General features: G+C 64.4%; 13 protein-coding genes. 9 read left to right on the top strand and 4 right to left on the bottom strand.

Annotated features, from left to right (window positions below; all coding sequences use genetic code 11):
• The first annotated feature begins 63 nt into the window (after nt 1-63).
• Genes IVA91_RS30005 through IVA91_RS29995 form a run of 3 tightly spaced genes read left to right on the top strand, consistent with a single transcriptional unit; the run spans nt 64 to nt 2,826 of the window.
• On the top strand, nt 64-813 hold the full coding sequence (locus tag IVA91_RS30005; RefSeq protein ID WP_247281239.1) for an SDR family oxidoreductase: 750 nt from the start codon (nt 64-66) through the stop codon (nt 811-813).
• A gap of 47 nt (nt 814-860) precedes the next feature.
• Nucleotides 861-2,261: a dihydrolipoyl dehydrogenase gene (gene lpdA, locus IVA91_RS30000; protein WP_247281238.1), complete on the top strand. Its 1,401-nt coding sequence runs from the start codon at nt 861-863 to the stop codon at nt 2,259-2,261.
• Nucleotides 2,262-2,295: 34 nt separating this feature from the next.
• Nucleotides 2,296-2,826: a hypothetical protein gene (locus IVA91_RS29995; protein WP_247281237.1), complete on the top strand. Its 531-nt coding sequence runs from the start codon at nt 2,296-2,298 to the stop codon at nt 2,824-2,826.
• A gap of 258 nt (nt 2,827-3,084) precedes the next feature.
• On the opposite strand, the gene IVA91_RS29990 is transcribed toward IVA91_RS29995, so the two are convergent.
• Together IVA91_RS29990 and IVA91_RS29985 are read right to left on the bottom strand one after the other, a co-directional pair.
• A complete protein-coding gene (locus IVA91_RS29990; protein WP_247281236.1) occupies nt 3,085-3,675 on the bottom strand; it encodes a DUF4337 domain-containing protein in 591 nt (196 codons plus the stop codon).
• Nucleotides 3,676-3,758: 83 nt separating this feature from the next.
• On the bottom strand, nt 3,759-4,724 hold the full coding sequence (locus IVA91_RS29985) for a tyrosine recombinase XerC (RefSeq protein WP_247281235.1): 966 nt from the start codon (nt 4,722-4,724) through the stop codon (nt 3,759-3,761).
• Between the two features lie 124 nt (nt 4,725-4,848).
• Here IVA91_RS29985 and IVA91_RS29980 point away from each other — a divergent pair, with 124 nt between their 5' ends.
• Nucleotides 4,849-7,059, top strand: coding sequence for a primosomal protein N' (locus IVA91_RS29980; protein ID WP_247281234.1), 2,211 nt, complete (start codon nt 4,849-4,851; stop codon nt 7,057-7,059).
• A gap of 265 nt (nt 7,060-7,324) precedes the next feature.
• Here IVA91_RS29980 and IVA91_RS29975 read toward each other — a convergent pair whose 3' ends face one another.
• On the bottom strand, nt 7,325-7,831 hold the full coding sequence (locus IVA91_RS29975; RefSeq protein WP_247281233.1) for a septal ring lytic transglycosylase RlpA family protein: 507 nt from the start codon (nt 7,829-7,831) through the stop codon (nt 7,325-7,327).
• 637 nt (nt 7,832-8,468) lie between these two features.
• Between IVA91_RS29975 and IVA91_RS29970 the strand changes: the two genes are divergently transcribed.
• From IVA91_RS29970 to IVA91_RS29950, 5 genes are all read left to right on the top strand, one after another.
• The gene (locus IVA91_RS29970) at nt 8,469-9,029 is read left to right on the top strand and encodes a F0F1 ATP synthase subunit delta (RefSeq protein ID WP_247281232.1); all 561 of its coding nucleotides are present in this window, start codon (nt 8,469-8,471) and stop codon (nt 9,027-9,029) included.
• Entirely contained in the window at nt 9,029-10,558 is a 1,530-nt protein-coding gene (atpA, locus tag IVA91_RS29965) for a F0F1 ATP synthase subunit alpha (protein ID WP_247281231.1), read from the top strand. Before IVA91_RS29970 ends, atpA begins: the two co-directional genes overlap by 1 nt.
• A 177-nt stretch (nt 10,559-10,735) precedes the next feature.
• Nucleotides 10,736-11,611, top strand: coding sequence for a F0F1 ATP synthase subunit gamma (locus tag IVA91_RS29960; protein ID WP_247281230.1), 876 nt, complete (start codon nt 10,736-10,738; stop codon nt 11,609-11,611).
• Nucleotides 11,612-11,663: 52 nt separating this feature from the next.
• Nucleotides 11,664-13,106, top strand: coding sequence for a F0F1 ATP synthase subunit beta (gene atpD / locus IVA91_RS29955; RefSeq protein WP_247281229.1), 1,443 nt, complete (start codon nt 11,664-11,666; stop codon nt 13,104-13,106).
• A 112-nt stretch (nt 13,107-13,218) separates the two neighbouring features.
• Complete coding sequence (locus IVA91_RS29950; protein WP_247281228.1) at nt 13,219-13,626, top strand: F0F1 ATP synthase subunit epsilon; 408 nt, start codon at nt 13,219-13,221, stop codon at nt 13,624-13,626.
• Nucleotides 13,627-13,941: 315 nt separating this feature from the next.
• Here the strand turns inward: IVA91_RS29950 and IVA91_RS29945 are convergent, their stop codons facing one another.
• Entirely contained in the window at nt 13,942-14,439 is a 498-nt protein-coding gene (locus IVA91_RS29945; protein WP_247281227.1) for an RNA pyrophosphohydrolase, read from the bottom strand.
• Between the last annotated feature and the right edge of the window lie 41 nt (nt 14,440-14,480).

Here is a 14,480-nt window from a genome sequence, read left to right as displayed (position 1 = left end):
TCCCGTTGCTCTGCGAGCGCCGTCGCCATTCGCGGCGGCGCGTGTCGAACCATGGAGGCGCGCATGACGGATAAGGTCGTTGTCATTACCGGCGGCAGCCGCGGCATCGGGCGGGCGACCGCGCTTGCGGCGGCCGCGCGCGGCTTCCGCGTCGTGGTCGGCTATGCCAGCAACAAGATTGCCGCGGACGAGGTGGTCGCGCAGATCGAGGCTGGTAACGGCAGTGCCATCGCCGTGAAATGCGATGTCGCGGAGGAAAGCGATATCCTCGAACTGTTCAAGCAAGCCGACAAGTTCGGCACGCTCGGCGCGCTCGTCAACAATGGCGGCATCGTCGGCAAGAGCGGCGTGCGCGTCGACGAGATGTCGGCCGAACGCATCCAGCGCGTGATGGCCGTGAACGTCACCGGCTCCATTCTCTGCGCGCGCGAGGCGGTGAAGCGGATGTCGACCAGGCACGGCGGCAAGGGCGGTGTCATCGTCAACCTGTCATCCGTCGCGGCAAAGCTCGGAGCACCCAACACCTACGTCGATTACGCCGCGTCCAAGGGCGCGGTCGATTCCTTCACCGTCGGCCTCGGCTATGAGGTCGCAGGCGAAGGCATCCGCGTCGCCGCGATCCGCCCCGGCCTGATCGACACCGAAATCCACGCCGCCGGCGGCGAGCCCGACCGCGCCCATCGCCTGGCCCATCTGGTGCCGATGAAGCGCGTCGGCACCGCCGAGGAAATCGCCAACGCCATCGTCTGGCTGATCTCGGACGAGGCCTCCTACGTCACCTCCGCCATTCTCGATGTGTCCGGCGGGCGCTGACACATTCTCATCACGCTCATCACGCTAAACCTACGGGACTTTCTCTCATGGCTACCTACGATCTCGTCGTCATCGGCACCGGACCGGGCGGATATGTCTGCGCGGTGCGTGCAGCCCAGCTCGGCATGAAAGTCGCCGTGGTCGAAAAGAACGCTACCCTCGGCGGCACCTGCCTCAATGTCGGCTGCATGCCCTCCAAGGCGCTGCTGCACGCGTCCGAGATGTTCGAGGAAGCCGGCCATTCCTTCGCGAAAATGGGCGTGAGCGTTTCCGCGCCGAAGCTCGATTTGCCGGCGATGATGAACTTCAAGCAGCAGGGCATCGACGGCAACGTCAAGGGCGTCGAGTTCCTGATGAAGAAGAACAAGATCGACGTGCTCCAGGGCACCGGCAAGATTTTGGGGACCGGCAAGGTCGAAGTCTCCGCCGACGGCAAGTCGCAGACAGTCGAGACCAAAAACATCGTGATCGCCACCGGCTCGGACATCGCGCGTCTCAAGGGCATCGAGATCGACGAGAAGCGCATCGTGTCCTCGACCGGCGCGCTGTCGCTGGACAAGGTGCCCGGCAGATTGCTGGTTATTGGTGCGGGCGTGATCGGGCTCGAACTTGGCTCTGTGTGGCGCCGGCTCGGATCCGAAGTCATGGTGGTCGAATTCCTCGATCGCATTCTGCCCGGCATGGACGGCGAGGTCGCACGGCAATTCCAGCGGATCCTTGAAAAGCAGGGATTTGCATTCAAGCTGGGTTCGAAGGTCACCGGCGTCGAAGCCAACAGCAAGGCATTGCTCGCGAAAATCGAGCCGGCCGCCGGCGGTGCCGCCGAGACCATCGAGGCCGATGTCGTTCTGGTCTGCATCGGCCGCACGCCCTACACTGACGGGCTCGGCCTGAAGGAAGCCGGTGTCGCGCTCGACGCACGCGGCCGCGTCCAGATCGATCCGCACTTCGCCACCAGCCTGAGGGGCGTGTACGCCATCGGCGACGTGGTTGCAGGCCCGATGCTCGCGCACAAGGCCGAGGATGAAGGCGTTGCGGTTGCAGAGATCATTGCGGGCCAGGCCGGCCACGTGAACTACGAAGTCATTCCGGGCGTCGTGTATACCACGCCGGAAGTATCCTCCGTCGGCAAGACCGAGGAGGAACTGAAGCAGGCCGGCGTCGCCTATACCGTCGGCAAGTTTCCCTTTACCGCCAACGGTCGCTCCAAGGTCAACCAGACCACTGACGGCTTTGTGAAGATTCTCGCAGATGCGAAGACCGATCGCGTGCTCGGCGTGCACATTATCGGCCGCGAAGCCGGCGAAATGATCCATGAAGCGTGCGTTCTCATGGAGTTTGGTGGCAGTGCGGAGGATCTCGCCCGCACCTGCCACGCCCACCCGACCCGCTCGGAAGCGGTCAAGGAAGCCGCGCTTGCGGTCGGCAAGCGGGCCATCCATATGTAGTCCAAGGCCCGAGCCGAATCGGGCGGGACAACACATGCTGCGCCGCCTTCTTCAACCGGTCTGGGTCCTGCTTGCGATCGTCTTCCTGATCGAAGCCTGGCTGTGGGACCATCTCGAGCCGATCGTTGCAAAAGTCGTCGCGGCGATCCCGCTCGCGCGCTTCAAGCAATGGCTGACGGAGCGCGTCGATGCGCTATCGCCGGCCATGACGCTGATCGTGTTTGCGGTCCCGATCATCCCGCTGTTTCCGCTCAAGCTGGTCGGCCTGTGGCTGCTCGCGCACGAATACTGGACGAGCGCGGTGTTCACCATCGTCTTCGCGAAGATGCTCGGCCTCGGCGTCACCGCCTTCGTGTTCGACGTGACGCGCCCCAAACTGTTGGAGATGCACTGGTTCGAGCGGCTCTACGAACTGGTGTTGAAGGTGCGCGCCAAGGCCGCCGCGCTGGTCGACCCGGTCAAGCGGCGCATCCGCGAGCTGATCGCCGGCAACGGCGAGGGATGGTCCTCCCGCACTCTCCGCCTGATCCAGCGCTTCCGCAAAAGCGTGCACGAAGCGCGATAGCTGCTCGCCTCATATTCGGTGCCATCTCCACAGACTCACTGTCATTGCCCGCGAAGGCGGGCAATCCAGTATCCAGAGACGTCGGTGATTGAACCGAGACGTCGCGGCGTACTGGATGGCCCGGTCCCGTCTCCGCCAAGGCTACGCCGGGGCCACAAGGGTACTCGGCCGGCCGGAGCTTTAGCCAAGGCGGCAAGCCGGGGCATGACAGCGGAATGTGTGGCGACGGATTCGCTGCGCCATCGTCACGCGCCGCCCTCAATGCAAATGCAATAGATGCGGCCACCACAGGCCGAGCGCGGTCATGATCAGACCGGCAATCGTCAGCACGCCACTGACATAGGCGAGCGCGAACATGCCGGTGATGATGGTGGCCGAGGCCAGCACGATGCCGATCTGGAAGGCGGCCGAGGCCAGCTCGAAGTGATGGTACTTCGCGGTCGCCTCGTCGCGATCGTGCTCGGCATGCTTGGCCTTCTCGGCGAGCTGCTCGGTGCCCTCGCCGGTCTCGGGCTCGGAGCGGTAGCGCTGCGCGGTCTTGGTCCAGTCGTCGACCTGTTTCTGCACCGTCGCCTTCATGGCCTCGTCGGTCGTGCCGCCCAGCGTCAGCTTGCCCTGTTCTGCCGCGGTCACCACCACGGTGCGGCGGATGCTCTTGGCCTGGAAGAACGCCCAGAGATTGGCAGCCTCGACGTTCTTGCTGATCGATTCGGTCTGGGCGCCCTTGCCCAGCGTTTCCGAGATCGCCAGGAACAGCGCCAGAACCGCGATCAGGAGCGCGATCTTCTTGTTCGAGCCGGACGCGTGTTCAGCGTGCTCGGCATGCTCCATGCTTTCATGTGCGCTCATGATGTCCCTCCTGCCTCGGTTCCCCACGATTGACCGAACCGCGTGCGCCGCGCAAGAGGCAAGCACGTTATGACGTCAGTGTGTCAGCGCCGCGGATGCGCGCTGGCATAGACTTCGAGCAGCCGCTCGGAATCGATGCCGGTATACACCTGTGTGGTCGAGAGCGAGGAATGGCCGAGCAATTCCTGAATCGCGCGCAGATCGCCGCCGCGCGAGAGCAGATGCGTGGCGAAGGAATGGCGGAGCGCGTGCGGGGTGGCGCTGTCGGGCAGGCCGAGCGCGCCGCGCAGCCGCTCCATCGCGAGCTGGATGATGCGGGGGCTCAAGGGCCCGCCGCGCGCGCCGACGAAGATCGGGCCCTCGGGGGGCAGCGGATACGGGCACATCGCAACGTATTCCTGCACCAGCGCGAGCACGTTTTGCAGCACCGGCACCATGCGGGTCTTGTTGCCTTTGCCGGTGACGACGAGCACGTCGCCCTCGCCCGGTCGCGGCACCTCGCGACGCTTCAGGCCGAGCGCTTCGGAGATGCGCAGGCCCGAGCCATACAGCAGCGCCATCACCGCAGCATCGCGCGCCAGAATCCAGGTCTCGCGTTCCTCGCCGGCGCGCTCGTCGGCATCGGCAAGCCGTTTGGCCGACGCCATCGGCAGCGGCTTTGGCAGGCTTTTTGCGACTTTCGGCGCGCGGATCGCGGAGAGCGCGCCGACCTTGCCCTTGCCTTCGCGCTCGAGGAAGCGGCCGAACGAGCGCAGGCCTGCGAGCGCGCGCATCAGCGAGCGACCGGCAATATCGTCGGCCCTGCGCATCGCCATGAAGGCGCGCACATCAGTGGCTTCCAGCGCGGCGAAGCGCTCAAGCGTGACGCGCTCGCCCCAATGGGAGCAGAGGAAATCCAGGCATTGCCGCAAGTCGCGGCCATAGGCCTCCAGCGTCTTCGGCGACAGCCGCCGTTCGGCGCCGAGATGCGACAGCCAGCGCGCCATCTCTTGCGCGACCGAGGGATCGGCGCTGGCGAGTTCGATGGATGGGGCGGCCGCTTTGCTCATGCACTCTGGACGTGGTGATTCCGCACAGTATATCGCATCACACCCGTTTATCGTTCGCTAAGGCCGCCCCAGGGCGCTAGCCTTGAGGCGTCCTAAGGTTCCGATTCTCCCTCCAAGCCAGCTCATGGATCATTCGTCGCGCAGCACGTCCGCCCCCGCCACTGCGACCCGCATGGTCGACGTGCTGGTGCCGGTCGCGCTCGACCAGACCTATTCCTACAAGGTGCCGCGCGGGATGGAGCTGAAGGCCGGCGATCTCGTCGGCGTGCCGCTCGGGGCGCGCGAGGTACTGGCCGTGGTCTGGGCCGAAAACGCCAATCCCGATCCGCGCCTGCATAACCGTCTCAAGGACGTCAGCGAGAAGCTCGACATCCCGCCTTTGAAGGGCGAGCTGCGCGCGGTCGTCGATTGGGTCGCCAATTACACGCTGAGCCCGCGCGGCATGGTGCTGCGCATGTGCCTGCGCATGGGCGAAAATCTCGGCCCTGAACGGATGCGCGCCGGCGTGCGGCTGGTTGGCGATCCGCCGAAGCGCCTGACGCCGGCGCGGCAGCGCCTGATTGCGGTGCTGTCGGACCGGCTGCTGCACGGCAAGTCCGAGGCCGCCAAGGAAGCGGGCGTCTCGGCCGGCGTGATCGACGGCCTCGTCGACGAAGGCACGCTCACGGTCGAACCGATGCCGCCGCCTCCGCCGCCGCCGGCACCCGATCCGGATTTTGGCCGGCCGGATTTCACACCGCTCCAACGCGCGGCGGTCGATACGATGCGCGCGCTCGCGGCCAACGGCACCTTCCACGTCGCGCTGCTCGACGGCGTCACCGGCTCGGGCAAGACCGAGGTTTATTTCGAAGCCGTGGCGGAAGCCATTCGTCGCGGAAAACAGTCGCTGATCCTGATGCCGGAGATTGCGCTCACCGGCCAATTCCTCGACCGCTTCGCGCAGCGCTTCGGCGTTCGGCCGCTGGAGTGGCATTCGGAGCTGACGCCGCGCACCCGTGCGCGCAATTGGGCGGCGATCTCCGCGGGCAGCGCGCCGGTCGTGGTCGGCGCGCGCTCGGCGCTGTTCCTGCCTTATGCCAATCTCGGCCTCATCGTCGTCGACGAAGAGCACGACCAGGCCTACAAGCAGGACGATGGCGTGCATTACCACGCCCGCGACATGGCGGTGGTGCGCGCGCATATCGCCAAAATACCGGTCGTGCTGGCCTCCGCGACGCCCTCGGTCGAGTCCGAGGTCAATGCGCGCAAGAACCGCTATCAGCGCATCGCGCTGCCCTCGCGCTTCGGCGGCCAGCACATGCCGCATATCGAGGCGATCGATCTCCGCCGCGAGCCGCCGGCGCGCGGCCGCTTCATCTCGCCCCGGCTTGCGGGCGAGATCAAGATCGCGATCGAGCGGCGCGAGCAGGCTCTCTTGTTCCTCAATCGCCGCGGCTATGCGCCGCTGACGCTGTGCCGTGCCTGCGGCCATCGCTTCGCCTGCACCATCTGCGATGCCTGGCTGGTCGATCACCGCTTTCGTCAGCGCCTCGTCTGTCATCACTGCGGTTTCTCGATGCCGCGCCCGCACGTCTGCCCGAACTGCTCTGCGGAGGAATCGCTGGTCGCCGTCGGCCCAGGTGTCGAGCGCTTGCAGGAGGAGGCGGCCGCGCTGTTCCCGGACGCGCGCACCATGGTGCTGTCGAGCGATCTCATCACCTCGATCGAGACGATGCGCAGCGAGCTTGCCGAGATCGCGGAGGGTCGTGTCGACATCATCATCGGCACGCAGCTCGTCGCGAAGGGGCACAATTTCCCGCGGCTCAATCTGGTCGGCGTGGTCGATGCGGATCTCGGCCTCTCCAACGGCGACCCGCGCGCGGCAGAGCGCACCTGGCAATTGCTCAACCAGGTGATAGGCCGCGCCGGACGCGAGCAGGGCCGCGGCGTCGGCTATCTCCAGACCCACCAGCCCGATCATCCCGTGATGAAGGCGCTGATCGCCTGCGACCGCGAGGCCTTTTACGACAGCGAGATCGACCTGCGCGAGAAGACGCTCTATCCGCCGTTCGGCCGGCTCGCCAGCCTGATCATCTCGGCAGGCGACCGGCCGAGCGCGGAAGGCTTTGGCCGCTGCCTGGTGGCGCTGGCGCCACGAGACGAGCGCGTGGTGGTGCTGGGGCCGGCGGAAGCACCGCTCGCGGTCATCAAGGGCCGCTACCGCTTCCGCATCCTGGTGAAATCGGCGCGCGGCTTCGATCTGTCGGATTATCTGCGGAACTGGCTCGCCGTGTGCCCGAAGCCGACGGGCAATCTCAAGCTCGAGGTCGACGTCGATCCGCAGAGCTTTTTGTAGGCGCTGTGCGCACTCTTTCCACGTCGTTGCGAGGAGCGAAGCGACGAAGCAATCCAGAGTCTTCCCGCAGAAAATTTTCTGGATTGCTTCGCTGCGCTCGCAATGACGGCGCGGGAGGGGTGCGCGCCTCCACCCTCGTTGCGCGCCCCAGAATGACGGCGACGCCAACAAAAAAGCCCGCGGTCCCCCAAGACCGCGGGCTTGCTTCACGCGCGCATCAAACTGATGAAAACTGCGCGGCTGAGATGAGGCGCTGGTTCGCGCGTTAGGAGACGACTTCCGCGGTGACGCGGCCGACGCCGGCGCCGGTCAGGCCGATGGCGCGGGCAGCGCCGGTGGAGAGGTCGAGCACGCGGCCGCGAATGAACGGGCCGCGGTCATTGATGGTGACGATGACGCTCTGCCCGCCATGGGTGACGCGCAGCTTGGTGCCGAACGGCAGCGAACGGTGCGCGGCGGTCATGGCGTTCTGGTTGAAGCGCTGGCCCGAAGCAGTCTTGCTGCCGGATTCGTTGCCATAATAGGAGGCGATGCCGGAGAAGCTGCGGCCCGTGCCCGACGACGGCGTCATCGACGCATTGGCGTTGCGCCAATCGGAGCTCGCGTTGGTATCGTTCTGGGCGTGGTGGCGGTGATGATGATGGTGATGCCGGTGATGTCTGGATTTGGCGGAAGCCTCGGTGGCAGTTCCACCGATGAAGAGAGTTGCGGCAACAAAAGCGATCGCCGTGCGCGGCCGGGTCGCAAAGCCCAGCGTCTTCAAAGACAGCATTTAGTGGTCCCTAAGCTAGTATTGCCACATATGTGGCTAGTGGAGCCCCCATCAGTTTGTGAGCGGTATGGCGTTTCCTTTCGCAATGCGGCGTGAATTGGGCAGTAAATCCGCTCTGTGTCGTCATGAAACATCTTGTTACCTGTGCCGATATTCGGTCGATGTTCCGCAATCCTTTGTTTTATCAATTCATTAACTAATCGATTACTTGGGAATACTGTAAAATGAAGTCATTTCCGCCAGCGTTTAGAATTGGGTAAGTATTCGGCTCATGGAACTGACGCGGCGGGATTCACGCCTTAGCGATCCGTGTTCATGGCCGGTATGCGCTAAGGGCAGGAACGAATGGGTGCCGAGCCGCCGCGAGGCTCACGGCAATTCCGTGATGCGGGAGCTCATCGTCACGCCATCGTGGCGTGCGACGAACTGGCGACAGATCCTCATGCCTTTAATTTGGCGTCATGTTGCACCTGCGCGCCTGCTATGTTAGCAAAGCCGCGATTTTAACGAGCCCGGCACCTCCCGTGCTGTTCGAAAAATCGAAGTCCCGCTTGAATTCCAAGGGCTTGGATCGCTAGGCGCCGCTTCGTGGCGACGGTTTTTCCCTTGCGAGTTTGACAGCAAAAAGAGCGCGTCTGTGGCTGCAGAAGATACGTCCGTTTCCGGTGTGTCCGGCCGTTATGCAACGGCCTTGTTCGAACTGGCCCGCGACCAGAAAGTGGTCGACGAAGTCAAAGCCGATCTTGAGAAATTCGAGGCCCTGCTGACCGAGAGCGCCGATCTCAATCGCCTCGTCCGCAGCCCGGTGTTCGCGGCTGACACCCAGTCCAGGGCCTTGTCGGCCGTCCTGACCAAGGCCGGCATCGCCGGCATCTCCGCCAATTTCCTGAAGGTGCTGACCGCCAACCGCCGCCTGTTCACGGTGTCGGACGTCATCCGCGCCTACCGCGCCCTCGTCGCCAAGTTCAAGGGCGAGACGACGGCCGATGTCACCGTCGCGGAAACGCTCTCGGGCAAGAATCTCGACGCCCTCAAGGTTGCCCTGAAGTCGGTGACCGGCAAGGACGTCGCGCTGAACGTGAAAGTCGATCCCTCGATCATCGGTGGCCTTGTCGTCAAGCTGGGCAGCCGCATGGTTGATAGTTCGCTTCGCACCAAACTCAATTCGATCAAGCACGCGATGAAAGAGGCAGGCTGATGGACATCCGCGCCGCGGAAATTTCCGCGATCCTCAAGGACCAGATCAAGAATTTCGGCCAGGAAGCTGAAGTCTCCGAAGTCGGACAGGTGCTGTCCGTCGGCGACGGTATCGCCCGCGTCTACGGTCTGGACAACGTCCAGGCCGGTGAAATGGTCGAGTTCGAGAACGGCACCCGCGGCATGGCGCTGAATCTGGAGACCGACAACGTTGGTGTCGTTATTTTCGGTGCCGACCGCGAGATCAAGGAAGGCCAGACCGTCAAGCGCACCCGCGCCATCGTGGACGCGCCGGTCGGCAAGGGCCTGCTCGGTCGCGTCGTCGACGCGCTCGGCAATCCCATCGACGGCAAGGGCCCGATCCAGGCCGACAAGCGCATGCGTGTCGACGTCAAGGCGCCCGGCATCATTCCGCGCAAGTCGGTGAACGAACCGATGGCGACCGGCCTCAAGGCGATCGACGCGCTGATCCCGATCGGCCGCGGCCAGCGCGAGCTGATCATCGGCGACCGCCAGACCGGCAAGACCGCGATCGCGCTCGACACCATCCTGAACCAGAAGCCGCTCAATGCGCAGCCGGACGAGAACATCAAGCTGTACTGCGTCTACGTCGCGGTCGGCCAGAAGCGTTCGACCGTTGCCCAGTTCGTGAAGGTGCTGGAAGAGCAGGGCGCGCTCGAATACTCGATCGTCGTCGCCGCCACCGCCTCGGATCCGGCACCGATGCAGTACATCGCGCCGTTCACCGGCTGCACCATGGGCGAGTACTTCCGCGACAACGGCATGCACGCGGTCATCATCTATGACGATCTGTCCAAGCAGGCCGTCGCCTACCGCCAGATGTCGCTGCTGCTGCGCCGCCCGCCGGGCCGCGAAGCCTATCCGGGTGACGTGTTCTATCTGCACTCCCGCCTGCTCGAGCGCGCGGCGAAGCTGAACAAGGACCAGGGCTCGGGCTCGCTGACCGCGCTGCCGGTCATCGAAACCCAGGCCAACGACGTGTCGGCCTACATTCCCACCAACGTCATCTCAATCACTGACGGCCAGATCTTCCTGGAAACCGATCTGTTCTTCCAGGGCATCCGTCCTGCGGTGAACGTCGGTCTGTCGGTGTCGCGCGTCGGCTCCTCGGCTCAGACCAAGGCCACCAAGAAGGTCGCCGGCAAGATCAAGGGCGAGCTCGCGCAGTACCGCGAAATGGCGGCGTTCGCGCAGTTCGGCTCCGACCTCGACGCCTCGACCCAGCGCCTGCTCAACCGCGGCTCGCGTCTCACCGAGCTCCTGAAGCAGCCGCAGTTCTCGCCGCTGAAGATGGAAGAGCAGGTCTGCGTGATCTGGGCCGGCACCAACGGTTACCTCGATCCGCTGCCGCTCAACAAGGTGCGCGCGTTCGAGGACGGCCTGCTCTCGCTGCTGCGCGGCAAGCACGTCGACATCCTCAACGTGATCCGCGACAGCCGCGATCTCTCCGACGACACCGCTGCCAAGCTGAAGTCGGTGGTCGAGGGCTACGCGAAGTCTTTCGCATAAGAAGGCCGTCAGGGCCGGGCTAAGGCGCGAAGCGCGTCTTCGCATCTAAAGTCCCGGCCAATCCACGCCTTCGCGTGGGTTATGAAGACGTGGATGCCCCGGGACAAGCCCGGGCATGACGATTGGGATAGGCTAGCGGCTTGATCGTAAGGGTCGAACCGCCGGGGTGAACGAAGAATGGCGTCACTTAAAGACATGCGCGTCCGCATCGCCTCCACCAAGGCGACGCAAAAGATCACCAAGGCCATGCAGATGGTCGCGGCGTCGAGATTGCGCCGCGCCCAGCAAGCGGCCGAAGCGGCGCGGCCCTATGCCGACAAGATGAGCGCGGTGATCGCCAATATCGCCAGCGCCGCCGCGGGCTCGCCCGGCGCGCCGGCATTGCTGGCCGGCACCGGCAAGGACCAGGTTCACCTGCTGCTCGTCTGCACCGGCGAGCGCGGCCTGTCCGGCGCCTTCAACTCCTCGATCGTGCGCCTGGCGCGCGAGCGCGCGCAGGCGTTGATCGCGCAAGGCAAGGAAGTGAAATTCTTCTGCGTCGGCCGCAAGGGCTATGAGCAGCTCCGCCGCCTGTTCGACAAGCAGATCGTCGAGCACATGGATCTGCGCAGCGTCCGCCAGCTCGGCTTCATCAATGCCGAGGACATCGCCAAGAAGGTTCTGGCGCGTTTCGACAACGGCGAGTTCGACGTCTGCACGCTGTTCTACGCGCGCTTCCGTTCGGTGATCGCGCAGATCCCGACCGCCCAGCAGATCATTCCGCTGACCGTGGAAGAAAAGGCGGCGAACGCGCCGGCGACATCCTATGAATACGAGCCGGAGGAGGACGAACTCCTCTCCCGCCTATTGCCGCGCAATATCGCGGTGCAGATCTTCCGCGCGCTGCTCGAAAACAATGCCTCGTTCTACGGCGCGCAGATGAGTTCGATGGACAACGCCACCCGCAACGCCGGTGAAATGATCCGCAAGCAAACCCAGATCTACAACCGAACCCGTCAAGCCCAGATCACCAAGGAGCTGATCGAGATCATCTCCGGCGCCGAGGCGCTCTGACGCACCAATTAAACGACGGTCGTTCAAGTACAGAATTTCGAAGGAGAGCTTCATGGCTACAGCAGCTAACCCGGTCGGTCGCGTCACCCAGGTCATGGGCGCCGTCGTCGACGTTCAGTTCGAAGGCCACCTCCCGGCCATTCTCAATTCGCTGGAAACCAAGAACGGCAATATCCGTCTGGTACTCGAAGTTGCGCAGCATCTCGGCGAGTCCACCGTGCGCACGATCGCGATGGACGTGACCGAAGGTCTGGTGCGCGGCCAGGAAGTGACCGACACCGGCCAGCCGATCGCGGTTCCGGTGGGCGCCGGCACGCTCGGGCGCATCATGAACGTGATCGGCGAGCCGATCGACGAAGCCGGCCCGATCCAGTCGGAAGGCAAGCGCGCCATCCACCAGGAAGCGCCAACCTACACCGATCAGTCGACCGAAGCTGAAATTCTCGTCACCGGCATCAAGGTCGTCGATCTCTTGGCCCCGTATGCGAAGGGCGGCAAGATCGGCCTGTTCGGCGGCGCCGGCGTCGGCAAGACCGTGCTGATTCAAGAGCTGATCAACAACGTCGCCAAGGCGCACGGCGGTTACTCCGTGTTCGCCGGCGTCGGCGAGCGGACCCGCGAGGGCAACGACCTCTATCACGAGTTCATCGAATCCAAGGTCAACGCCGATCCGCACAATCCGGATCCGAGCGTGAAGTCGAAATGCGCGCTGGTGTTCGGCCAGATGAACGAGCCGCCGGGCGCCCGCGCCCGCGTCGGCCTCACCGGTCTGACTGTCGCCGAGCACTTCCGCGACCAGGGCCAGGACGTGCTGTTCTTCGTCGACAACATCTTCCGCTTCACGCAAGCCGGCTCGGAAGTGTCGGCGCTGCTCGGCCGTATTCCTTCGGCGGTGGGTTATCAGCCGACGCTCGCCACCGATATGGGCGCGCTGCAGGAGCGCATCACCACCACGCAGAAGGGCTCGATCACCTCGGTGCAGGCCATCTACGTGCCGGCCGATGACTTGACCGACCCGGCGCCGGCGACCTCGTTCGCGCATTTGGACGCCACCACCGTGCTGTCGCGCGCGATCTCGGAAAAGGGCATCTACCCCGCGGTCGACCCGCTCGACTCGACCTCGCGCATGCTCTCGCCGCTCGTCGTCGGTCAGGAGCACTACGACACCGCGCGCCAGGTCCAGCAGGTGCTCCAGCGCTACAAGTCGCTGCAGGACATCATCGCCATTCTCGGCATGGACGAGCTCTCGGAAGAGGACAAGCTGACGGTGGCCCGTGCCCGCAAGATCGAGCGCTTCCTGTCGCAGCCGTTCCACGTCGCCGAAATCTTCACGGGTTCGCCGGGCAAGTTCGTCGACCTCGCCGACACCATCAAGGGCTTCAAGGGCCTGGTGGAAGGCAAGTACGACCACCTGCCGGAAGCTGCCTTCTACATGGTCGGCACCATCGAAGAAGCCGTCGAGAAGGGCAAGAAGCTCGCCGCTGAAGCGGCTTAAGCATTCTCATCTCGTCATCGCCGGGCTTGACCCGGCGATCCATCGAGAGCGTTTTGATGGATGGACCCGCGGGCCAAGCCCGCGGGTGACAAGCGGAAAAAACGGATAGCTCATGGCCACCTTTCACTTCGATCTCGTCTCTCCGGAAAAGCTCGCCTTCTCGGGCGAGGTCGACCAGGTCGACATCCCCGGCGTCGAGGGTGACTTCGGCGTGCTGGCGGGACATGCGCCGGTCGTCGCTGCGATCCGCCCCGGCATTCTCACCGTGACCACGGGCGGCAGGCACGAGAAGGTCATCGTGCTCGGCGGCCTTGCCGAAGTCTCTGAAAGGGGCCTGACTGTGCTCGCCGACGTCGCGACGTCGCTGGCCGAGCTCGATCGTGCGCAGTTCGCCGAGACGATCGCGGAGATGGAAGAGAATCTGAAGGAGCACGAAGGCAGCGAGCTCGATCACGCCATCGAGCGGCTGGACCACTTCAAGAGCATCCAGCACCAGCTCAACTCCACGGCTATGCACTAAGCCCCGGGGCACTGCTCCGGGGCTCAAGCCTAGAATTCGTGAACAGATTCAGCGCTCGTCACACCGTGGCGGGCGCTGAAGCTTTGCTGCACCGCGCCGTGCGCGCCTAGTTTAGCTGGCCCAATGCCGACGCAAATCGCGAAGGCACCGATGACGCCGCCGAGTGCCACGCGGCGATGGCGCCGATGTCGGCACCTTCACCATTCGATTGCGCTTTGCTGCCGATTCTACCCGACACTTCAAAGGCTTCACACTAACCACAGTGCATCGCGCCGAAGGTGCTCGGCTACTGTGCATGGGGTTGTTTTCGCAGTTTTAGTTTCCGAACCCCGCAAACTGCCGTGCCACGGCGCGGTAGACGTCGCGGCGGAACGGGACCACGAGGTCGGCGACGCGGTCGAGGCGCTCCCAGCGCCAGGCGTCGAATTCCGCCGGCTGGCCGTTCCGCGGCGTCAGCGGATCGATCTCGTCGTCACGCCCGGTGAAGCGCAGCGCGAACCATTTTTGGCGCTGGCCACGGAATTTCGCCAGCCGGTGCGTCTGCGGTCCGTCGTAAGGTGGGAATTCGTAGGTGAACCAGTCGGTCTCGCCGAGATAGTCGGCGCTGACGACGTTGGTCTCCTCCCAGAGCTCGCGCATCGCCGCATCGCGCAGATTCTCGCCCTCATCGACGCCGCCCTGCGGCATCTGCCAGTCGAGTCCCGGCAGGATGATCTCGGGCCCGTCGCCCTTGAAGCGGTGGCCGATCAGCACGCGGCCATTGGCGTTGAACAGGGCGATGCCCACATTGGGGCGGTAGGGCTTTTCCGTCACGCGTGCATCTTTCGCTGTCACTCCGCGCGATGGATTAGCAC

The sequence above is a fragment of the Bradyrhizobium sp. 153 genome, from assembly GCF_023073835.1.
GTDB lineage: Bacteria > Pseudomonadota > Alphaproteobacteria > Rhizobiales > Xanthobacteraceae > Bradyrhizobium.
This window is presented reverse-complemented; position numbering and strand designations above follow the sequence as displayed.

Coding starts and splice junctions, on each gene's coding strand:
- IVA91_RS30005 (WP_247281239.1), top strand. CDS start 64: ATGACGGATAAGGTCGTTGTCATTACCGGCGGCAGCCGCGGCATCGGG.
- lpdA (WP_247281238.1), top strand. CDS start 861: ATGGCTACCTACGATCTCGTCGTCATCGGCACCGGACCGGGCGGATAT.
- IVA91_RS29995 (WP_247281237.1), top strand. CDS start 2,296: ATGCTGCGCCGCCTTCTTCAACCGGTCTGGGTCCTGCTTGCGATCGTC.
- IVA91_RS29990 (WP_247281236.1), bottom strand. CDS start 3,675: ATGAGCGCACATGAAAGCATGGAGCATGCCGAGCACGCTGAACACGCG.
- IVA91_RS29985 (WP_247281235.1), bottom strand. CDS start 4,724: ATGAGCAAAGCGGCCGCCCCATCCATCGAACTCGCCAGCGCCGATCCC.
- IVA91_RS29980 (WP_247281234.1), top strand. CDS start 4,849: ATGGATCATTCGTCGCGCAGCACGTCCGCCCCCGCCACTGCGACCCGC.
- IVA91_RS29975 (WP_247281233.1), bottom strand. CDS start 7,831: ATGCTGTCTTTGAAGACGCTGGGCTTTGCGACCCGGCCGCGCACGGCG.
- atpA (WP_247281231.1), top strand. CDS start 9,029: ATGGACATCCGCGCCGCGGAAATTTCCGCGATCCTCAAGGACCAGATC.
- IVA91_RS29960 (WP_247281230.1), top strand. CDS start 10,736: ATGGCGTCACTTAAAGACATGCGCGTCCGCATCGCCTCCACCAAGGCG.
- atpD (WP_247281229.1), top strand. CDS start 11,664: ATGGCTACAGCAGCTAACCCGGTCGGTCGCGTCACCCAGGTCATGGGC.
- IVA91_RS29950 (WP_247281228.1), top strand. CDS start 13,219: ATGGCCACCTTTCACTTCGATCTCGTCTCTCCGGAAAAGCTCGCCTTC.